Raw genomic sequence first — 20609 nt, 5'->3', positions numbered from 1 at the left:
CCGATAATATTTAGTCCTCTAATCTAACGTCTAATCCTAAACCTTTCAGTTCATGCATTAATACGTTAAATGATTCAGGTAAACCTGGCTCTGGCATTTGCTCTCCTTTTACGATAGCCTCGTAAGTTTTAGCTCTTCCCATTACATCATCAGATTTAACTGTTAAGATTTCTCTCAAGATACTAGAAGCACCATATGCCTCTAATGCCCATACTTCCATCTCTCCAAAACGTTGACCTCCAAATTGAGCTTTACCTCCAAGTGGCTGTTGCGTAATTAATGAGTAAGGTCCGATTGAACGAGCATGCATTTTGTCCTCAATCATGTGACCTAACTTGATCATATAAATAACACCAACTGTTGCTGGTTGATCGAAACGCATTCCTGTTCCACCATCATACAAGTAAGTATGTCCAAATCTTGGTACTCCTGCCTCATCAGTCAATCCATTGATTTCATCTAAAGATGCACCATCAAAAATTGGTGTTGCATATGTTTGACCTAGTTTTTGACCAGCCCAACCTAATACAGTTTCATAAATCTGACCAATATTCATACGAGAAGGTACGCCTAATGGATTCAATACAATATCTACAGGTGTTCCGTCTTCTAAGAATGGCATGTCCTCAGCTCTTACGATACGAGCCACAATACCTTTATTTCCGTGACGTCCCGCCATCTTATCTCCTACTTTCAATTTACGTTTCTTAGCAACATAAATTTTAGCAAGCTTTAAGATACCTGCTGGTAACTCATCCCCTACACTGATCGTAAATTTACTACGACGTAATATTCCTTGTAAGTCACTTACTTTAATTTTATAATTGTGAATTAACTCACTAATCATATCATTTAAAGCTTCATCTGTAGTCCAAGATCCTTTCGTTAAATGCGTATAATCATTTACAGAGTTTAACATTTTCAATGTGTACTTTTTACCTTTAGGGAATACATCTTCACCTAAATCATTTTGTACACCCTGAGAAGTTTTTCCAGTAACAAGGTTGAAAAGTTTTTCAATTAATGAATCTTTCAACGCTTCAAACTGAACTGCAAATTCATTTTCTAATTTTGCAATTTCCTCCTTATCACGAGTTCTCTTAGATTTATCTTTTACCGCTCTCTGGAATAATTTTTTATCAATTACTACCCCTCTTAATGATGGAGAAGCTTTTAATGATGCATCTTTTACATCACCTGCTTTATCACCAAAAATAGCACGTAATAATTTTTCTTCTGGTGTTGGATCAGATTCACCTTTTGGAGTAATTTTACCAATTAAGATATCTCCCGGCTTCACTTCAGCACCAATACGAATCATACCATTCTCATCCAAATCTTTTGTAGCTTCTTCAGAAACGTTAGGGATATCATTAGTCAACTCTTCGTTTCCTAATTTAGTATCTCTTACATCTAATGAATACTCATCAATATGAATAGAAGTAAATATATCTTCTCTTACAACTCTTTCTGAAATTACAATCGCATCCTCAAAGTTATACCCTTTCCAAGGCATAAAGGCTACTTTCATATTTCTACCAAGAGCTAATTCTCCTTTTTGTGTAGCATACCCTTCACAAAGAACTTGACCTTCTTCTACTCTATCACCTTTTCTTACAATAGGCTTCAAGTTGATGTTTGTTCCTTGGTTTGTTTTTCTAAACTTAATCAAATCGTATGATTTCTCATCCGTGTCAAAACTTACAAGTCTTTCTTCGTCCGTTCTATCGTACTTGATTGTAATTTTATTAGAATCCACATATTGAATCACACCAGCTCCTTCAGAGTTGATTAAAATTCTAGAATCTTTTGCTACTCTTCTCTCTAATCCTGTTCCTACAATAGGAGCTTCAGGACGTAATAATGGTACCGCTTGACGCATCATATTCGATCCCATCAATGCACGGTTGGCATCATCATGTTCCAAGAAAGGAATTAAAGATGCTGAAATAGAGGCAATCTGGTTTGGAGATACATCCATATAGCTTACTTCTGTTGGAGCAACTACTGGGTAATCCGCTTCCTCTCTAGAAATAATTTTTTCAGCTACAAAGTTTCCTTCATTATCTAACGGTAAGTTAGATTGTGCAAACTTATGTCCTTCTTCTTCTTCCGCACTTAAATAAATAGGCTCATCTTTGATGTTTACAACACCATCATTTACCTCTCTATAAGCTGTCTCAATAAACCCAAGGTGATTTACTTTTGCATATACTGCTAAAGATGAAATCAAACCAATATTTGGTCCCTCTGGAGTTTCAATTGGACATAAACGTCCGTAGTGTGTATAGTGTACATCACGCACCTCAAACCCTGCTCTTTCTCTTGAAAGACCACCTGGTCCTAAGGCAGATAATCTACGTTTGTGTGTAATCTCTGCTAATGGATTCGTTTGATCCATAAATTGAGATAATTGGTTTGTTCCAAAGAAAGAATTTATCACTGAAGATAAAGTTTTTGCATTGATCAAATCAATAGGAGTAAATACCTCATTGTCACGTACATTCATTCTTTCACGAATTGTACGAGCCATTCTTGATAAACCTACTCCAAATTGGCTAGCTAATTGCTCTCCAACTGTTCTTACACGACGGTTCGATAAGTGATCAATATCATCAACTTCTGCTTTAGAGTTGATCAATTCAATCAAATACTTTACGATTGTAATAATATCATTTTTAGTTAAAACTTTTGCGTCTAACGCTTCATCAAGTTGTAACTTCTTGTTCATTCTATAACGACCAACTTCACCTAAATTATAACGTTGTTCTGAGAAGAACAATTTGTCAATAATTCCACGTGCAGTCTCTTCATCAGGCGGTTCAGCATTACGCAATTGACGGTAAATATGCTCAACAGCTTCTTTTTCAGAGTTAGTTGGATCTTTTTGAAGCGTATTATGAATAATAGCATAATCTGCCATTTCATTATCCTCTTTATGCAATAACACAGTCTTTGCCCCAGAGTCAATAATTTCTTCGATATGCTCTTTCTCAAGAATAATATCTCTATCCAATACAATCTCGTTTCTTTCAATAGATACTACTTCACCAGTATCCTCATCAACGAAATCCTCATGCCATGATTTCAATACACGAGCCGCTAATTTACGACCCAATATTTTCTTTAAACCACTTTTAGAAACCTTTACTTCTTCTGCAAGGTCAAAAATCTCTAAAATATCTTTATCTCTTTCAAATCCGATTGCACGGAATAAAGTAGTAACTGGTAATTTTTTCTTTCTATCAATATAAGCATACATTACTTGATTGATATCTGTTGCAAATTCAATCCAAGATCCTTTAAAAGGAATAACTCTTGCTGAGTATAACTTGGTTCCATTTGCGTGGAATGATTGCCCAAAGAACACACCAGGTGAACGGTGTAACTGAGATACTACCACACGTTCTGCACCATTGATAACAAAAGTACCAGAGTCAGTCATGTAAGGAATAGTTCCTAAATAAACATCTTGTACTATTGTTTCGAAATCCTCATGTTCAGGATCCGTACAATATAATTTTAAACGTGCTTTTAAAGGTACACTGTGTGTTAAACCTCTTTCGATACACTCTTGAATAGAATATCTAGGTGGATCTACAAAGTAGTCTAAAAATTCTAATACAAAGTTATTTCTTGTATCTGTAATTGGGAAATTGTCCAAGAAGGTTTTATACAAACCTTCATCACTTCGCGAATCTGCTTTTGTTTTTAACTGGAAAAAATCTTGGAAAGATTTGATCTGGATATCCAAGAAATCTGGATAGTCCGTAGCTAATTTTGCCGACGCAAAGTTTATTCTTTCAGTACTATTTTTCGTTGCCAAAGGAGAAAAAATTTTAGTTAAAATTCTGTGATAAATAAAGAATAAATATAAATGCAAAAAAGGGTCTAGATCAAAAGGAGACTCCTTCTGACCTAAACCTTAATTTAATTGTTGGGTGAAAAGCTTACTTAAGCTCTACTTCAGCTCCAGCTTCTTCTAAAGATTTTACAAGACCTTCAGCCTCATCTTTAGCGATTCCTTCTTTGATTGGTGCTGGTGCACTATCAACGATTCCTTTAGCTTCTTTCAATCCTAAACCAGTTAATTCTTTAACTAATTTTACAACTGCTAATTTAGAAGCTCCTGCAGATTTCAAGATTACATCAAACTCAGTTTTTTCTTCTGCTGCGTCTGCTCCTCCTGCTGCTGGTCCTGCTACTGCTACTGCAGCTGCAGCTGGCTCGATACCATACTCATCTTTTAATATTGTAGCTAATTCGTTTACTTCTTTTACTGTTAAGTTAACTAACTGCTCTGCGAAATCTTTTAATTCTGCCATTTTGTGTAATTTTAATGTGTGTTATAATAATTTATTTGTGCGCGTATTCTATCTTTCTGATAACGTCTTAACGATACCTGAAAGTGTTTGACCTCCTGATTGTAATGCTGAAACAACATTCTTAGCAGGCGATTGTAACAATCCAATAATATCTCCAAGTAACTCCTCTTTCGATTTGATGTTTACTAGATTCTCTAATTGATCATCTCCTAAGTAAACAGCTTCCTCGATGTAAGCTCCTTTCAATACTGGTTTGTCAGATTTTTTTCTAAACTCTTTGATTATTTTCGCTGGAGCATTTCCAGTTTCTGATAATAAAATAGATGAGTTTCCTTTCAATGCTGAAGGCAATTCTCCAAATTCTTTTGAAGAATTTTCCATTGCCTTAGCAAGCAATGTATTTTTAACTACAGCCAATTTTACGTCAGCTTTAAAACAAGCTCTTCTTAAATTAGAAGTAGCTTCTGCGTTTAAACCTGAAATATCAGCTACATAAATGATACTGTTATCAGTTAATTGGGCAGTTAAAGCATCGATTACTTGCGATTTTTCTTCTCTTGTCATAATTTACGATTTAACTTCCTATTAATTTGATTTGATATCTAGTGCCAATCCAGTACTCATTGTACTTGACATGTAACTACTTTTGATATAAGTTCCTTTAGCAGCAACTGGTTTCATCTTAATAAGCGTCTGAATTAATTCATTTGCGTTATCAGCAATTTTCTCAGCATCAAAAGATACTTTTCCAATTGCAGCATGTACAATTCCCGTTTTATCAACTTTAAAGTCGATTTTACCAGCTTTTACTTCAGTAACAGCTTTTGCTACATCCATAGTTACCGTACCTGTTTTAGGGTTAGGCATTAAACCTCTAGGTCCTAATACACGTCCTAATGGTCCCAATTTACCCATAACACTTGGCATCGTGATAATTACATCAACGTCTGTCCAACCTCCTTTTATCTTTTGTAAGTACTCATCTAATCCTACATAATCCGCTCCTGCTTCTTTCGCTTCAGCTTCTTTATCTGGAGTAACTAATGCAAGTACTTTTACATCTTTACCTGTACCGTGTGGTAAAGTAACAACTCCACGAACCATTTGGTTAGCTTTTCTAGGATCAACTCCTAAACGAATAGCTAAGTCTACTGATGCGTCAAAGTTTACTGTTGAAATCTCTTTCACTAATGCAGATGCTTCTGATAAAGAATATACTTTAGAACTGTCTACCTTAGCTTGAGCTTCTTTTTGCTTTTTTGTTAATTTTGCCATTTCTTAAAGTTTATTGTGGAGCATCTCCTTTCATCGTAATTCCCATAGAACGAGCCGTACCCGCAATCATCTTCATTCCAGACTCAATAGTAAATGCATTTAAATCTGCCATTTTGTCTTCTGCAATTGCTTTTGCTTGATCCCAAGTGATACTCGCAACCTTGTTACGGTTTGGTTCACCTGATCCTTTCTTAATTTTTGCTGCTTCTAAAATTTGAACAGCTGCTGGAGGAGTTTTGATTACAAAATCAAAAGACTTATCCTTGTATACAGTAATTGCAACAGGTAATACTTTTCCTTGTTTATCCTGAGTTCTAGCATTAAATTGCTTACAGAACTCCATGATGTTAACTCCGGCAGCACCTAAAGCAGGACCTACTGGTGGAGACGGGTTAGCCGCTCCCCCACGTACTTGTAATTTTACTACTTTACTTACTTCTTTTGCCATTTTCTAATTATTTATTTACATATAGTGGAAGCCATGTGTAACAGATAATATTGTGTGTTACAATTAAGAGATCTTGTCTACTTGCATGTAACTTAACTCTAATGGTGTTTTTCTTCCAAAAATCTTCACCATTACTTCTAATTTTCTCTTTTCTTCGTTTACGTTTTCAATGACACCATCAAAACCATTAAACGGTCCATCAACAACTTTTACAGTTTCTCCAACCGTATAAGGAATAGCCACGTTTTCGTTTTGAACCGCTAGTTCATCAACTCTACCTAACATTCTATTGATTTCACTTTTTCTCAATGGAACCGGTTCACCTCCTTTAGTTTCACCTAAAAACCCAATAACACCTGTTACCGATTTGATTACGTGAGGAACTTCACCACTTAAATTTGCTTCCACCATAATGTAACCCGGAAAATAAATTCTTTCTTTATTTATTTTCTTCCCGTTACGTATCTGAATAACTTTTTCAGTAGGAACTAATACTTGTTCTACAAAATCAGAAAGTCCTAATCTAGAAATCTCTGTTTCTATATAAGACTTTACTTTATTCTCTTGTCCTCCAATAGCTCTAACTACGTACCACTTTTTAACAGAATCAGCCATCAGTCTTAGTTAAACATGTTAAAAAATCTATCCAAACCATTTTGAAATACTGAATCTACAGCAAATACTGCTACCGCAAATATTATTGTAAATATTGCTACTACAACAGTAGATTTCTGAGCTTCAGCTTTTGGCAACCAAGTCATATTGGTATTCAATTCTTCAAATGATTCTTTGATATAATTTATAACACTCATTCTATTATCTTTTTAATTGCACGGGCGGAGAGACTCGAACTCACGACACCTGGTTTTGGAGACCAGTGCTCTACCAACTGAGCTACGCCCGTAAAAACGGAGTGTCCTACACAAAGTAAAACACTCCGAATAAACTTATTTTGTATTTCTTACAAGATTTCAGTTACCTGACCTGCACCTACAGTTCTACCTCCTTCACGGATTGCAAAACGTAAACCAACATTCATTGCAATTGGTTGGTGTAAATCAACAGTAATTGTCAAGTTATCTCCTGGCATTACCATTTCAACTCCATCAGGCAAGTTAATTGTTCCTGTTACATCAGTTGTACGTACGTAGAACTGTGGACGGTAGTTGTTATGGAATGGAGTATGACGTCCACCTTCTTCTTTTTTCAATACATACACCTCAGCTTTAAATTGAGCGTGTGGAGTTACAGAACCTGGCTTACAGATTACCATTCCTCTTTTGATATCTTCTTTTGCAATACCTCTTAACAAGATACCTGCATTATCTCCAGCCTCACCTCTATCTAAGATTTGACGGAACATTTCAATACCAGTAATTGTAGAAGCTAACTTCTCAGCACCCATACCAATGATATCAACAGCATCTCCAGTATTAGCGATTCCAGTTTCGATACGTCCAGTTGCTACTGTACCACGACCTGTAATAGAGAATACATCCTCGATAGGCATTAAGAAATCTTTATCAACTTCTCTTAATGGCTCTTGGATCCAAGTATCACAAGCGTCCATTAATTCCATAATCTTTTCAGACCATTTAGCATCTCCGTTCAATCCACCTAATGCAGATCCAGCGATTACCGGTCCATTATCACCATCATAGTCATAGAAAGAAAGCAATTCTCTTACTTCCATCTCAACTAATTCTAATAATTCTTCATCATCAACTAAATCCACTTTGTTCATGAAAACAACAATTCTAGGAATTCCTACTTGTTTTCCTAACAAGATGTGCTCTCTAGTTTGAGGCATTGGTCCATCAGTTGCAGCAACAACTAAAATTGCACCATCCATCTGAGCAGCACCAGTAACCATGTTCTTTACGTAATCCGCGTGACCAGGACAGTCAACGTGAGCGTAGTGACGATTAGCAGTTTGATACTCAACGTGAGATGTGTTAATTGTAATACCTCTTTCTTTTTCTTCCGGAGCATTATCAATTTGATCGAAATCTTTCACTTCTGAAAGTCCAGCAGCAGCTAATACAGTTGTAATAGCAGCAGTTAATGTAGTTTTACCGTGATCTACGTGCCCAATTGTACCAATATTTAAATGTGGTTTCGAGCGGTCAAAAGTTTCCTTAGCCATGATTATTAATTTTAATTCTTAGTTTATATACTTATTTTATTATACTCTTATATTTTTTCTTTGAGCCAATGACGGGAATTGAACCCGTGACCTCTTCCTTACCAAGGAAACGCTCTACCTCTGAGCTACACCGGCCAAGATTTGACATAGAGCGAAAGACCGGGTTCGAACCGGCGACATTCAGCTTGGAAGGCTGACGCTCTACCAACTGAGCTACTTTCGCATTCTAATTATCAAATTCCCTTTTAGCATTTCTGCTAAAATCATTGTGGTGAGAGTAGGATTCGAACCTACGAAGCTTGCGCAGCAGATTTACAGTCTGCCCTCGTTGGCCACTTGAGTATCTCACCATTATTCAAAGAACAAAGTTTTTAAATTCTCATCTAAAAACCCCAACCTGTCTTTTGTGTTTTTGCTGTAAGTTTAACTTACTTTAGAGCCGATGGAGGGACTCGAACCCACGACCTGCTGATTACAAATCAGCTGCTCTAGCCAGCTGAGCTACATCGGCATTCCTGCACAAAAAAACAGTCCATTATTTCTAACGGACTGCAAATGTATAAAGTTTTTTTCATCACAACAAACTTTTTGTTGTAATTTTTATTTTTTTTTAATGTTGTAATTCCCTTTCCTTTTCTTTTGATTTCTTCAATTGACGCTTCATAGTATCAGCTGCAGCAGAAGCCCCTTCTTCAAAAGATTTTGTTTCTTTTTTTACAATCAACTCACTACCAGGGATGTTTATTTTTACTTCAGTGATTTTATTCTCTTTTTCGCTCGTTTTTTGAACTTTTAGAAACACTTCAACGTCAATTATTTTATCGTGGTACTTTTCAAGTCCCATCACCTTCTTCTCTACGAAATCAACTAATTTTTTATCTGCGTTGAAATTTACAGACTGTACAAATACTTTCATGTAATATTATTTTTTACTCCTAGGGTGAGCTTGGTTATACACTTCCTTTAAATGATCTAAGCTGGTATGAGTATAGATTTGAGTTGACGCTAAACTGGAATGCCCTAGTAACTCCTTAACCGAATTCAAATCTGCCCCCTCGTTTAACATATGCGTCGCAAAAGAGTGACGAATCACATGAGGACTTTTCTTTACCTTCGTAGATTCCCTACTAAAGTATAATTTTATTATTCTATAAACAAGCGTTCCATACAATTTATTTCCCTTATTCGAGACCAAAAGATACTCTGTTGTACCAAACTCTTGCTCCTTTATCTCTAAGTAATCAAGTAGTGTTTTTTTAACCGATTGAAGCAAGGGAACATAACGCTCCTTATTTCTTTTTCCTAAGACTTTTAAAGTGTTATTGTGTATATCCACAGAGGTTTGTTTCAAACCAATCAACTCTTCCCTTCTCATTCCCGTTGAATACAATAGTTCTACCAATAACTTATCTCTTACCCCTGCAAAACCATCCAACTCTATCCCTTCTATTACAGAAACAACTTCGTTCTCCGAGAAAGGTACTTGTAATCTTTTAGCAACTTTTAAAGCCTTATGACCAGATAACGGATTCGCTTCAATCTCTTCAATTCGCTGCAGGTATTTGTAAAAACTATTTAAAGAGCTTATTTTTCGATTCACTGTTCTATTTGAGACTCCCTCATTGACTAAGGCAACTATCCAAGAACGGATTTCTCCATAGCTTGATTTGACTATATCAGATGTCCCACACTCAGAATTACTAAAAACCTGAAATGTTTCCAAATCCTTCTTATACGCTAGTGCCGTATGCTTCGAATACTGCTTTTCTAAACTTATATAATCAATAAACCTTTCAACCATGTAATTTAATTATGCCTCTTAACAAAGCTAAAGAAATATAAGGCCATAAAAAAACCTGTTTCAAAAAATGAAACAGGTTTTATATTTTCAATACTCTTAGATTAACTTAACTCTTCGTTTGTTCTTAATCTTTGGATGTATTTCGCTTTGATGTTTTGTTTACGGTTTGCCACAGATGGCTTCGTGAACTGCTGACGCTCTCTCAATTGTCTCATCGTCTTCGTGCGATCGAATTTTCTCTTAAAACGTTTTAGCGCTCTATCGATATTTTCTCCTTCTTTTATAGGTATAATTAACATAGGGTATCACCTCCTCTCATCGTACTCTCTTTAATATGTTTGAATTGAAACTTAAATAGTTCAATTATAATGTCATTTTAGGACTGCAAAAATACAATTTATTTCCGATTGACAATCTTTTTTTAGTCTTTTAATATTTTTCTTGAAATCACTACTTTCTGAATCTCTGTAGTTCCTTCACCAATTGTACACAATTTAGAGTCTCTATAAAACTTTTCTACAGGAAAATCTTTGGTATAACCATAACCTCCGTGTACTTGAACTGCCTCGTTCGCAATCTTCACACAAGCCTCAGAGGCATACATTTTAGCCATCGCTCCAATTTTAGTCATTGGTTTTTTATTGTTTTTCAAGTAGGCCGCTTTATGAATCAACAATTCTGAAGCTTCAATTTCCGTGGCCATATCAGCCAATTTAAATGAAACTCCTTGAAATGAAGAAATAGGTTTACCAAATTGCACACGCTCCTTAGAATATTTTAAAGCTGCTTCATAAGCACCTTTAGCGATTCCAACAGATAAAGCTCCGATAGAGATTCTACCTCCATCCAACACTTTCATAGATTGGATAAATCCTTCTCCTATTTCACCTAATATATTTTCTTTTGGAACACGACAGTTGTCAAAAATCAATTCTGCCGTTTCCGAAGCACGCATTCCTAATTTGTTCTCTTTCTTTCCAGAACTAAATCCAGGCGTCCCTTTTTCAATTACAAAAGCGGTCATTCCATGCGAATCACCTTTCTCACCCGTTCTCACGATTACCACGGCAATATCACCGCTAATAGCGTGCGTTATAAAATTCTTTGCACCATTTAACATATAATGATCTCCGTCTTCTACCGCTGTTGTACTCATTCCACCAGCATCAGAACCTGTATTATGTTCCGTCAACCCCCAAGCACCGATACTCTCACCAGAAGCCAATTTAGGCAACCATTTTTGTTTTTGTTCTTCACTACCGAATTGCAAAATATGTCCCGTACACAAAGAGTTATGTGCCGCAACTGAAAGACCAATAGAGCCATCTACTTTAGAAATCTCTTCTAAAATGGAAATGTATTCATGATATCCTAAACCAGATCCACCATATTCCTCAGGAACTAATATCCCCATAAAACCCATTTCGCCAATTTTCTTAAACAGTTCAATCGGAAAAATTTGACTCTCATCCCATTCCATTACAAATGGTTTGATATGTTGTTGTGCAAAATCCCTTACGGATTCTGCAATCATCTTTTGTGTTTCTGTATATTCGAAATTCATGAAAAATACTTTGTTTAATCTTTTGCTTAAATTATTAAACAAAAATACGACCTATTTATTCAGCTCGCAAATATAATGCTATTCTATGATATTTTTCAATCGGAAAACCTTGTATTTTTTTTATTTCTTCTAAGTTCTTCAACTCTCCTACAGAATCTCTATACCTGAATAATAATTTAGTCGTTGGATAGTCCATATAGACAATGGATAAAATTTCCTTAAAACTGGCGGTGTTTATATTATGTTTTTCCAAAACAGGGGGTTCAAAAACTTTATAATACTTAAGAATCTCTTTGACCACCTTTGACTCTAACCGATACACTTCTTGCAATTGACTCATCTCTGAAAATCCACCCAAGCGATTTCGATATTTTATAATTCTTGCTGATAATTTTTCTCCGATACCATAAATTTTTCGCAACTCTATTGCTGTCACCTTATTAATATCTTTTTTCACAATACTTTTATAGACTCTTAACTTAGCGGAAGTTGTTTTTATCGATTTCTTTTTAGCTGGAAACAAAAACAAAGGAGATAACACCCCTAACAAACTATCTGATACTTTTGTAACCTCTTGAAATTCTCTAGAAGAGTTTACCCATTTATACTCACTTCTAAAAGCAAGCAACCGATCTATTTCTAAAACTGACATCCCCAAAGCATATCCTTTTTCATCCGTTATAAAATTAGGGTTGAATGGATACCTCATTTTTGTCGCGGACTTCAATAATTTCAAAGAATCAATCTTTTTATTTAGGAAGGCAACTTCATTTACATCCAACTCTATTCTTCGGTTGCGATTTACATATAAATAATACCCCACTTGGATACATACCAATAACAACATAAAACAAAAAACCCCATTTCGTTGTCTTTTATTATAAACGAAATGGGGTCTTAATTTTCTCATAGAAGCATCAACTTTTTATTGCACTCAAATATCTTTTCAATTCGTCTTTCACTTTAGGAGCTAATATCAACAATCCTAAAACATTTGGAAACACCATTGCAAAAATCATAGAATCTGAAAATTCTACTACTGAATTTAAACTAGAGGATGCACCTATTATAATCACAAACAAAAACAATGCTTTGTATGTTAAATCTGCCACACGTCCTTTTCCAAACAAATATTTCCAACCTTGAATCCCATAATAGGACCATGATAACATCGTTGAAAAAGCAAACAATATAACCGCTATTGTTAAGATAATAGAAAAATTTGGGATTGCCGAATCAAACGCCACTGAAGTTAAATCTACTCCCCCAACGCTTTCTCCTGAACTATTTAAAATTACACTGCTACCATCTAGGTTTCCATAGGTAAATAAATTACTTCTAATGTTTGTAATTACAATGACCAATGCAGTCATGGTACAAATTACAACCGTATCAACAAAAGGCCCTATCGAAGCTACAATTCCTTCACTTGCCGGAAATCTAGTTTTCACTGCTGCATGAGCTATCGATGCAGATCCAACTCCAGCTTCATTTGAAAAGGCTGCTCTTCTAAACCCTTGAATCATCACACCTATAACACCACCAACAACCGCTTCATTTCCAAAAGCACTTGACCAAATCTCACCAAAACCTTGAGGAATGATATCAAAATTCATAAAAATTATCACAAAGGCCGCACCTATATATAAGATCCCCATAAAAGGAACTATTTTCTCTGTAACCTGACCAATTCTTTTGATTCCTCCAATAATTACGACACCAACAAGTATCGCCATTACAACACCAAACCAAAAACCATTTTCAACATGAAATAATTCTTTCATTTGACTGGCTGCTTGATTTGCTTGAAACATATTTCCTCCACCAAAAGATCCACCTACTACAAAGACGGCATAAATCCCTGCCAAAAACTTACCTAAACCGGCTAAGTTGTTTTCCTTCAATCCTTGTTTTAAATAATACATAGGACCTCCATAAATTTTACCATCTTCTCCAACTTCACGGTATTTCACCCCTAAAGTAGCTTCAACTAATTTTGTAGACATTCCTAAAAACCCAGCTAAAATCATCCATAAAGTAGCTCCTGGACCTCCGATCGCAATAGCTACCGCAACCCCTGCAATATTACCAAGTCCAACCGTTGCAGACAAGGCTGCTGTCAAGGCTTGAAAATGAGTAACCTCACCAACAACTCCTTCCTTTTGAATAGTCTCTCTAACATCTCCACCAGGTGTAGGGTCTCCCGCAACTACGTCCACTTCATGATGATCTACGGCATCATACTTCCCTTTGGCTGCATTGATAGCGACACCTAACAAACGTACATTCGCAAATTTAAAATATAGAGTAAAAAACAAAGCTCCTAGTAACAACACAATAAGTACTATTGGCACGCTAATCCCTACAATAGAAACCGGATAAAAAACAATGGAACCGATCCAATCGGCAAAAGGTTTGAATTCTTCTTCAATTTCCTGATCAATAGATAGCTCCTTGGCAAATCCAAAAAATGGAATTATCATTACAGCAAGGCTCATGAGTAAATTACGCTTCATAAAAATTTAGGTTCTTTGTTAATTTTGATGCAATATAGGGACTTCTAAGGAAATTTGATTCTTCGCAAAAAAAACAACCCTGTACATACAAGTATCTAGGTTAAAATAATTTTTTAATTTTTGCAATTTGGTCTGGTCTCCCTAACAAGATTAAATTCGACTTTGCTTCCAAAATCATATCAGAAGATGGATTGATAATATATTCTCCATTTCCTGAAATAAATCCAATCACGCTGCAGCCTGTTGTTCGTCTTAAATCCAATTCCCTTATAGATTTATTTAAATATTTACTTGGTAAATCCTCTACAGAAATCTCTTCCAAGTTCGCATAGCTTTCCCCGTCCAAAGAAATTCTATTGACAAACTCAACTAAATCTGGAGTCACTACGAGAGAAGCCATATGATCTCCACCTAATTTATCAGGCATGATCACATTATCAGCGCCCGCAATTTTTAATTTTTTTTGTGAGGATTCATTATTAGCCCTACTTACAATATTCATCTCAGAATTCAGCTGTCTAGCAGATAAAACCACATATAAATTGTCCGCATCCGACGGCAGCGCAGTGATTAAGTTTTCTGCATTTTTAACACCGGCCTCCAACAACGAATCATCATCTGTTGCATCTCCTTCTATAAATAAAAAACCTTCTTCTTCAATTTCTCTTAAAAGCTCAGGAGATTTTTCAATAACTACACAAGACTTTTTGAAATTATTCAATTTCGAAACTGCCTGCCTACCGTTTCTCCCATAACCACAAACAATGGTATGATTTTCAAGTGCATTTATTTTTTTTAACATCTTATTCTTTTTAAGTTCTTCCATCAAAGTACTGTTAGACAAAAATTCCGAGACCACTGTAACCACGTAACCATAAATACTAATACTTGTAAGAATTAAAAATATAGTAAATAACTTGGCTTCTTCACTCAAAGGATTGACTTCACTAAAACCTACTGTAGTAATCGTAATGATGGTCATGTACAAACCATCCACAAAAGAAAAGTCAAACAAATAAGTATACCCTAAAACACCTATTAAAATAGCAGCTAAAAAAAGGACTACAGCTTTGTAAATTCTAGACGACAAATATTTCTTTTTTGGTTGTTTATAAATCAAAAACAGAGGTTCTTTTGGTATACACCATATCCTTTAGTTTTAGAAAAAAAGCCAATATCAGATAAACTGCAAAGGAAATCCCAAAAGTCACAAAGGAAAGATATATGAATAACAAACGTATATTTTTCACCCCAATTCCCAATCGTTCCGAAAAACGAGTGGAAACATCGAAACCATGTCTCTCAAAATAATGACGAATCTGATGAATCACTTTCATAGCTTGTATATTCTAATTTAATGCAAGATAGCAAAACCAATGTAATTTTTCAATCTAAGCGGGTCTTTCTCTAAAATTTGCGTGCTAAAAAGCTTTGCCTTTAAAACTTTCACAAAAGCATTGAAAAGTATATTTTTGCGATTCAAAATTTAGGGCAATGACAAAACAACAATTAATAGAACAGATCCAACTTAAAAAATCATTTTTATGTGTTGGTTTAGACGTAGATATCAATAAAATCCCAAAACATTTATTGGATACTGAAGATCCTATTTTTGAATTTAACAAACAAATTATTGATGCCACACATCATTTGGCTGTTGCTTACAAGCCGAACACTGCTTTTTATGAATGTTACGGACTAGAAGGTTGGAAATCTTTAGAGAAAACTATTGCTTATATCAACGAAAAACATCCTGAAATTTTTACAATTGCCGATGCTAAACGTGGGGATATTGGGAACACCTCAACGATGTATGCCAAAGCATTCTTTGAAAATTTAAATTTTGACTCTGTTACTGTTGCTCCTTATATGGGAAGTGATTCTGTAGAACCTTTTTTAGCTTTCAAGGATAAATTTACTATTATGCTTGCTTTGACCTCTAACAAAGGTGGATTGGATTTTCAAGCACAGCAAGTTACCGAGGATGAAAAATTATACCAGAATGTATTAAAGCAATCTTTGACTTGGGACAATAATGAACAGTTAATGTATGTTGTTGGCGCAACGAAGGCTGAATATTTTAAAGGGATCAGAGAGATCGTACCGAACCATTTTTTATTGGTTCCGGGTGTAGGTGCGCAAGGAGGTAACCTGCAAGACGTCTGTAACTATGGATTGAATAAAGACTGTGGATTATTGATCAACTCTTCAAGAGGGATTATTTACGCAAGTAACGGAGAAGATTTTGCTCAAGTAGCTCAAAAAAAAGCACAAGAATTACAAAGTGAAATGGAAGTTATTTTAAACAAAATATAATAGCTTCATTAACAATAGAACTATTAATAAAACAAAAAAGGTTTGACATTGTGTCAAACCTTTTTTTATTCTAAAAAGAATTAATGTACTCGGACAGGTTTTCTGTACGTTCCAAACCTAACTTCTTTCTAAGTCTATATCTAGAGGTATGAATGCTTTCCACTGATATACCTAGTAATGGCGCCATTTCTTTACTTGAGAAATTCAACCGAATTAAGGCACATATTTTTAGATCCGCAGATTTTAACTTAGGGTGTTTCTCCTTTAAGTTTTCATAAAAACTTTGGTTTATAGAGGTAAATCTTGCCTCAAATTCTTTCCAATTACTAGAAGAACTACCTTGGATCGTTTTCACCATTCTACTAATTGTTTTTACATCCACCGTATCTTTTTGCTGAGATAACTTTGAGTTTAAACTATTTAAAAACTCCTCCTTTTCAATCAATCTAAGAGCTGAACTAGTCAATTCTTTATTTTTCATCTCCAAGATCTCTTCTTGACGTTTTGTTTCCGCATCTTGACGTTCCCTGATCACCTGCTTTTCAGCCCTATGTTTTTGTCTCAGATTTCTTATAAAGAAAAACGTAAATACCAGTATCCCTACAATTGAAAAAATTAAAAATATAGTTTTTAGATGCCAAATATCCTCTTCATGCTCTAGAACTTTCAAACGTTGCTCATTCTCTTGATCCTCTAATCTCTCTTTGGTCAACCTAAATTTATCTTTGATATCAAATAAAGGAAGATTGTTTTTGTTTTTTATTCCGAAAACTTCATCGTTTAATTCTTTCTCTTTTTCTAAATAATAAAAAGCCTTCTCATAGTCTTTTTTCAAAAGCTGAAGTTCTTTTAAAGCTTTAAAATCTTTGATTTTATAATTTGAATGACTTCGATATTTTTTTGACACCTCTAAAGACTTCAAATAATACATCTCTGCTTTCTCTCTATTACCTGACTTTCTATAAGCATCACCATACATATAATAGATTAACACTAAGTATGATGGATCATTCTCTTTAAAATAATCCTCCGCCGATTCAAGTTCATCTAAGCCTTTAGCTTTATCGCCACGCATACATTTTAAGTATCCAGATTCTGCTTCTAAATAAAAGTTTTTTGAATTCAACAATATATTATTCTTTGCAGTAATACTACTATCCAAATATTTTTGTGCAGTTTCATACTCACCTCTAACTCTATGAAAACTTGTCAATGCAAAGTAATCACTCAACATATACACCTCCGTCAAGATAATATTACTACGAAACATCTCCTTATTTAAATCTAGAGACATGTTCAAATATTTCAATGCTTCGTCATCTCTTTCAAAAAAGCTATACAACCAACCTAGCCCCTTGTAAATCCTACCAACACGTGTGGTTACTTTTCCATCCTCCAACAACAAACCACGCCAAAAACTATCATAGGCTTTACTATAATTTACATGATGAGAATATATATCTCCTACCTCAATAAGTCCTTCTACAGCTCTTATCGTATCATTTTTCTCTAAACTCAATTCGATAGATTTATTATAGCTATCAATAGCTTTATCTGGTTGCATAAAAGTCAGTTCTCTCGCCAAATAAAACAAAGAATCTCTTTCATTCATCTGTTGAGAATTCACAAAATAAAACCCAAAAAACATTAAAATAAATAGACGTATTCCAAATTTAATATGAACATTCATTAATTTTTCCAACATAATCTTTTTTCTAAAAAATGATATTAAACAATAGATACAGAATGATAATGACCGACATTACCGATTTGAACTGATAAGATATAAATAAACATTCACATCTCAGCAACAAGACAAACAAATCAACAAATAATTTTTCAAATAAACCATTTACTAAAGTCAAAATATAGTCCAGTTTAATTATTGTCTATATAAAAACGAGATATCAAATCCGTTTTTTACGGATAGGTCAAGTTGAAGTCAATGTTAAAAACAAGGAATCAACCTTCAAAAAGAATAAATTTACTTCTAAGGTGTTTGAAGCGATTGAATTGCTTGTCGTTTTAAACGATCAAATTTTCATTATAAACAAATACTATGAAATCTTTAAAAAAAACATTGATTCTTGCTTTAGGAGTTTCCTTTGGTAGTTATGCACAAAATATTACTTGGAAAAACAAAATCGATAGCTTTCAAGCTACCGACACTGTTACGATGCACTTAAATTATGATGCAAGACCACTGAGCTTTCTATACCTTGACGCTAAATTATTAGAAGTAGACGCTAAAGGGAATGTTGTGAACACCTACAACAATTCACAGCCGATGCTAAAAACCGTCAATAACAATGCTTTTGGAACTATTAATTTTAAATACATAGCATCAGAAGCAAATCCAACAATAAAACAAAAATTACCTAAAGGACATTTCTATAAACTTACTGCCTTTATGATTCTTAACAACTCCAGTGAGTTTGAATATAAAAGTGATTATTCTATCATTAAGCTAAAAAAATAACAAATAAAAAAGTGCCTTTCGGCGCTTTTTTTTTATCATTAAGCTAGTTTCCTAATACCTAAGCTCTATTTTCAATCCAATTAAAAAGACCGATTCTCTAATATTCAACTAGAAGAACCGGTCTTAAACCTAAAATCACCAACTGTATGCTATGGACGTAACGGTGTTTTTGAAACACTTATATTATCCATATAAAACTTAAATTGCTCTGTGTTTTGAGCATTATTTCCTCTTATCATAAATGATATAGCTCCTGCGGAATTAAATTGAGCATTTGCTGAAGTATAAACCCATTCACCAGTTTTAAAATCAGATGTAAACAAAGCGTGAGAACCAACTCCCCAATTTGTATCAGGATTCCAATAAACTCTTAAATCTGGAGCTCCTGGTAAGCTCGGTATTGTTCCTTCAACATACACCCATACTCCTATTTCATAATTTACATTCGCCTCAACATCAAACCTGATAAAATCTGAACCATCTGCAAGTTTATGACCTAAGATCATTCCATTACCGCCTTGCATTACAGCATAACCACTTTTGGAACCGTCTTGAGCTTGGACACTGGATAGATCAAATGTAAATGTTTCAAATCCACCCCACGAAAGATTCTTCCATGTATCCAATGCACTATTTTCAAAACTGTAGTCATAAGCTGAACCAATCAAAATATTAGATTTCTCATAAACTAAAACATGGTCTGTAATATTATCTACTTGCACAAAATCTGTAGAACTCAAATCACCTTGTGTATAGGACACCTTAACAAGATCGTCACTGTACACATTTTCAGTCCCTAAATTCAATACTACAATATTTGCTTCATCCTCATTTATTTCAGCACTTACAATTGTAGGATTCATAATAGTTCCATTTTCAATACTAACAGAAAAATCATCCTTATTCAAAGTGTTCACATCTATCTCCCTACTAAACTCAAGTGCTATTGCATTCTCCAATTGATAAACTTTATCCAAAGTAACCGGTTGTGAAGACGGAATTATCGAAACCAAATTAGCTACGGTTACTGTATCAGCGCTAAAAGGTCTTTGACGATTTGCGATAAAGTTCACTCCGAACTGACCGATTTTTTTATACTTCACATCTATTTCAACATCTGAATCTGATGTCAAAGGGTCTCCACCTCCAAATACCCAATTAAAACCCGCAGGTTCACCAATTGCAGCATAAGAATACCTTACTGTACTTCCGGCTTCTACCTCTTCTAAAGCATTATCTACAACATTCAATTCTCTCATTACATTTCCATCAATATCTAACAAACTTGCCTTCACTTCTGCCTCAATAAATGGCAATACTTGAACAACTATAGTGGTATCTAAAACACTACTTTTTAGAATTTCACCATCATATGCATCTTTATAAAACTCCTGATGTAACTTGATGTCATGAGACCCTACAACTGTAAATTGTGTTTTAAAAGTTGAAGCAACTGAAACCGTATCATTATCTGTTCCTTCAATGTCCCCAATTCCTTTAGGCAAGGTCCATTTTCTTGAAACCACACCCGCAGACACATCTCCAAAAGAAATAGTTCCATTGATATTCACTCTATTTTCAAAATCCATTTCCGATGTTACAATTACTCTGTGACTCGGAATTATTAAGTTTACTTCCTCCTCCTCTTTACAAGCTGTAAAAACAGTTGCAACGACAAGCAATAAACTACATATATATTTATAATTCATAATTTAAGTTTTAGTTTATAGTTCTTCATT

Annotated in this window: 20 protein-coding genes and 5 tRNA genes; 2 read left to right on the top strand and 23 right to left on the bottom strand. The window is 34.7% G+C overall.

What is annotated here, in order from left to right; genetic code table 11:
* Positions 1–10: 10 nt before the first annotated feature.
* The 21 genes from rpoB to P8H68_RS02100 form a co-directional block, all read right to left on the bottom strand.
* Positions 11–3826, bottom strand: coding sequence for a DNA-directed RNA polymerase subunit beta (rpoB, locus tag P8H68_RS02200; RefSeq protein ID WP_300321055.1), 3816 nt, complete (start codon positions 3824–3826; stop codon positions 11–13).
* A 124-nt stretch (positions 3827–3950) separates the two neighbouring features.
* Positions 3951–4325 (bottom strand): 50S ribosomal protein L7/L12, encoded by a 375-nt coding sequence (gene rplL, locus P8H68_RS02195; protein ID WP_300321053.1) that lies wholly within the window; start codon positions 4323–4325, stop codon positions 3951–3953.
* 48 nt (positions 4326–4373) lie between these two features.
* Entirely contained in the window at positions 4374–4889 is a 516-nt protein-coding gene (gene rplJ / locus P8H68_RS02190; protein WP_300321051.1) for a 50S ribosomal protein L10, read from the bottom strand.
* A 21-nt stretch (positions 4890–4910) separates the two neighbouring features.
* Positions 4911–5600 (bottom strand): 50S ribosomal protein L1, encoded by a 690-nt coding sequence (rplA, locus tag P8H68_RS02185; protein WP_300321050.1) that lies wholly within the window; start codon positions 5598–5600, stop codon positions 4911–4913.
* A 10-nt stretch (positions 5601–5610) separates the two neighbouring features.
* Positions 5611–6048, bottom strand: a complete 438-nt coding sequence (rplK, locus tag P8H68_RS02180; protein WP_300321047.1) for a 50S ribosomal protein L11 — start codon at positions 6046–6048, stop codon at positions 5611–5613.
* 63 nt (positions 6049–6111) lie between these two features.
* Complete coding sequence (gene nusG / locus P8H68_RS02175; protein WP_300321044.1) at positions 6112–6663, bottom strand: transcription termination/antitermination protein NusG; 552 nt, start codon at positions 6661–6663, stop codon at positions 6112–6114.
* Between the two features lie 5 nt (positions 6664–6668).
* Entirely contained in the window at positions 6669–6860 is a 192-nt protein-coding gene (gene secE / locus P8H68_RS02170; protein ID WP_300321041.1) for a preprotein translocase subunit SecE, read from the bottom strand.
* A gap of 19 nt (positions 6861–6879) precedes the next feature.
* A tRNA-Trp gene (locus tag P8H68_RS02165) sits at positions 6880–6952 on the bottom strand.
* A 57-nt stretch (positions 6953–7009) separates the two neighbouring features.
* Positions 7010–8194 carry an elongation factor Tu gene (gene tuf, locus P8H68_RS02160; RefSeq protein ID WP_300321037.1) on the bottom strand — a complete coding sequence of 395 codons (1185 nt, stop codon included), beginning with the start codon at positions 8192–8194 and terminating at the stop codon, positions 7010–7012.
* A gap of 63 nt (positions 8195–8257) precedes the next feature.
* Positions 8258–8329, bottom strand: a tRNA-Thr gene (locus P8H68_RS02155).
* Positions 8330–8344: 15 nt separating this feature from the next.
* Positions 8345–8417: transfer RNA gene (locus P8H68_RS02150), tRNA-Gly, on the bottom strand.
* Positions 8418–8463: 46 nt separating this feature from the next.
* Positions 8464–8544, bottom strand: a tRNA-Tyr gene (locus P8H68_RS02145).
* Positions 8545–8631: 87 nt separating this feature from the next.
* Positions 8632–8705: transfer RNA gene (locus P8H68_RS02140), tRNA-Thr, on the bottom strand.
* Between the two features lie 99 nt (positions 8706–8804).
* Entirely contained in the window at positions 8805–9110 is a 306-nt protein-coding gene (gene raiA / locus P8H68_RS02135) for a ribosome-associated translation inhibitor RaiA (protein WP_300321034.1), read from the bottom strand.
* A gap of 6 nt (positions 9111–9116) precedes the next feature.
* Positions 9117–9995, bottom strand: coding sequence for a tyrosine-type recombinase/integrase (locus P8H68_RS02130; RefSeq protein ID WP_300321032.1), 879 nt, complete (start codon positions 9993–9995; stop codon positions 9117–9119).
* Between the two features lie 101 nt (positions 9996–10096).
* Positions 10097–10294: a 30S ribosomal protein S21 gene (gene rpsU, locus P8H68_RS02125; protein ID WP_300321031.1), complete on the bottom strand. Its 198-nt coding sequence runs from the start codon at positions 10292–10294 to the stop codon at positions 10097–10099.
* A 122-nt stretch (positions 10295–10416) separates the two neighbouring features.
* Positions 10417–11559 (bottom strand): acyl-CoA dehydrogenase, encoded by a 1143-nt coding sequence (locus tag P8H68_RS02120; protein ID WP_300321028.1) that lies wholly within the window; start codon positions 11557–11559, stop codon positions 10417–10419.
* A 55-nt stretch (positions 11560–11614) separates the two neighbouring features.
* A complete protein-coding gene (locus P8H68_RS02115) occupies positions 11615–12469 on the bottom strand; it encodes a helix-hairpin-helix domain-containing protein (protein ID WP_300321025.1) in 855 nt (284 codons plus the stop codon).
* A 7-nt stretch (positions 12470–12476) separates the two neighbouring features.
* Positions 12477–14075 carry an alanine/glycine:cation symporter family protein gene (locus P8H68_RS02110; protein WP_300321023.1) on the bottom strand — a complete coding sequence of 533 codons (1599 nt, stop codon included), beginning with the start codon at positions 14073–14075 and terminating at the stop codon, positions 12477–12479.
* 100 nt (positions 14076–14175) lie between these two features.
* Complete coding sequence (locus tag P8H68_RS02105; protein WP_300321020.1) at positions 14176–15165, bottom strand: potassium channel protein; 990 nt, start codon at positions 15163–15165, stop codon at positions 14176–14178.
* A 19-nt stretch (positions 15166–15184) separates the two neighbouring features.
* Positions 15185–15412 (bottom strand): PspC domain-containing protein, encoded by a 228-nt coding sequence (locus P8H68_RS02100; protein ID WP_300321018.1) that lies wholly within the window; start codon positions 15410–15412, stop codon positions 15185–15187.
* 157 nt (positions 15413–15569) lie between these two features.
* Between P8H68_RS02100 and pyrF the strand changes: the two genes are divergently transcribed.
* The gene (pyrF, locus tag P8H68_RS02095; protein ID WP_300321015.1) at positions 15570–16391 is read left to right on the top strand and encodes an orotidine-5'-phosphate decarboxylase; all 822 of its coding nucleotides are present in this window, start codon (positions 15570–15572) and stop codon (positions 16389–16391) included.
* Between the two features lie 70 nt (positions 16392–16461).
* Here pyrF and P8H68_RS02090 read toward each other — a convergent pair whose 3' ends face one another.
* Complete coding sequence (locus tag P8H68_RS02090; protein WP_300321013.1) at positions 16462–18096, bottom strand: hypothetical protein; 1635 nt, start codon at positions 18094–18096, stop codon at positions 16462–16464.
* Positions 18097–18450: 354 nt separating this feature from the next.
* On the opposite strand from P8H68_RS02090, the gene P8H68_RS02085 reads away from it, so the two are divergent.
* A complete protein-coding gene (locus P8H68_RS02085; protein WP_300321011.1) occupies positions 18451–18870 on the top strand; it encodes a hypothetical protein in 420 nt (139 codons plus the stop codon).
* Positions 18871–19019: 149 nt separating this feature from the next.
* Here the strand turns inward: P8H68_RS02085 and P8H68_RS02080 are convergent, their stop codons facing one another.
* Entirely contained in the window at positions 19020–20579 is a 1560-nt protein-coding gene (locus tag P8H68_RS02080; protein WP_300321009.1) for a hypothetical protein, read from the bottom strand.
* Between the last annotated feature and the right edge of the window lie 30 nt (positions 20580–20609).

The sequence above is a fragment of the Flavicella sp. genome (assembly GCF_029238425.1).
GTDB lineage: Bacteria > Bacteroidota > Bacteroidia > Flavobacteriales > Flavobacteriaceae > Flavicella.
The sequence above is the reverse complement of the archived record's forward strand: the minus strand, read 5'-3'. Positions and strand labels throughout refer to the sequence as shown.

Excerpts from the sequence above, each read along its gene's own strand:
- P8H68_RS02110 (WP_300321023.1), bottom strand. The coding sequence starts at position 14,075 with ATGAAGCGTAATTTACTCATGAGCCTTGCTGTAATGATAATTCCATTT.
- P8H68_RS02115 (WP_300321025.1), bottom strand. The coding sequence starts at position 12,469 with ATGAGAAAATTAAGACCCCATTTCGTTTATAATAAAAGACAACGAAAT.
- P8H68_RS02120 (WP_300321028.1), bottom strand. The coding sequence starts at position 11,559 with ATGAATTTCGAATATACAGAAACACAAAAGATGATTGCAGAATCCGTA.
- tuf (WP_300321037.1), bottom strand. The coding sequence starts at position 8,194 with ATGGCTAAGGAAACTTTTGACCGCTCGAAACCACATTTAAATATTGGT.
- P8H68_RS02090 (WP_300321013.1), bottom strand. The coding sequence starts at position 18,096 with ATGTTGGAAAAATTAATGAATGTTCATATTAAATTTGGAATACGTCTA.
- secE (WP_300321041.1), bottom strand. The coding sequence starts at position 6,860 with ATGAGTGTTATAAATTATATCAAAGAATCATTTGAAGAATTGAATACC.
- P8H68_RS02085 (WP_300321011.1), top strand. The coding sequence starts at position 18,451 with ATGAAATCTTTAAAAAAAACATTGATTCTTGCTTTAGGAGTTTCCTTT.
- nusG (WP_300321044.1), bottom strand. The coding sequence starts at position 6,663 with ATGGCTGATTCTGTTAAAAAGTGGTACGTAGTTAGAGCTATTGGAGGA.
- rplJ (WP_300321051.1), bottom strand. The coding sequence starts at position 4,889 with ATGACAAGAGAAGAAAAATCGCAAGTAATCGATGCTTTAACTGCCCAA.
- P8H68_RS02100 (WP_300321018.1), bottom strand. The coding sequence starts at position 15,412 with ATGAAAGTGATTCATCAGATTCGTCATTATTTTGAGAGACATGGTTTC.
- P8H68_RS02080 (WP_300321009.1), bottom strand. The coding sequence starts at position 20,579 with ATGAATTATAAATATATATGTAGTTTATTGCTTGTCGTTGCAACTGTT.
- rplK (WP_300321047.1), bottom strand. The coding sequence starts at position 6,048 with ATGGCAAAAGAAGTAAGTAAAGTAGTAAAATTACAAGTACGTGGGGGA.
- rpsU (WP_300321031.1), bottom strand. The coding sequence starts at position 10,294 with ATGTTAATTATACCTATAAAAGAAGGAGAAAATATCGATAGAGCGCTA.
- rplA (WP_300321050.1), bottom strand. The coding sequence starts at position 5,600 with ATGGCAAAATTAACAAAAAAGCAAAAAGAAGCTCAAGCTAAGGTAGAC.
- raiA (WP_300321034.1), bottom strand. The coding sequence starts at position 9,110 with ATGAAAGTATTTGTACAGTCTGTAAATTTCAACGCAGATAAAAAATTA.
- rplL (WP_300321053.1), bottom strand. The coding sequence starts at position 4,325 with ATGGCAGAATTAAAAGATTTCGCAGAGCAGTTAGTTAACTTAACAGTA.
- P8H68_RS02130 (WP_300321032.1), bottom strand. The coding sequence starts at position 9,995 with ATGGTTGAAAGGTTTATTGATTATATAAGTTTAGAAAAGCAGTATTCG.
- pyrF (WP_300321015.1), top strand. The coding sequence starts at position 15,570 with ATGACAAAACAACAATTAATAGAACAGATCCAACTTAAAAAATCATTT.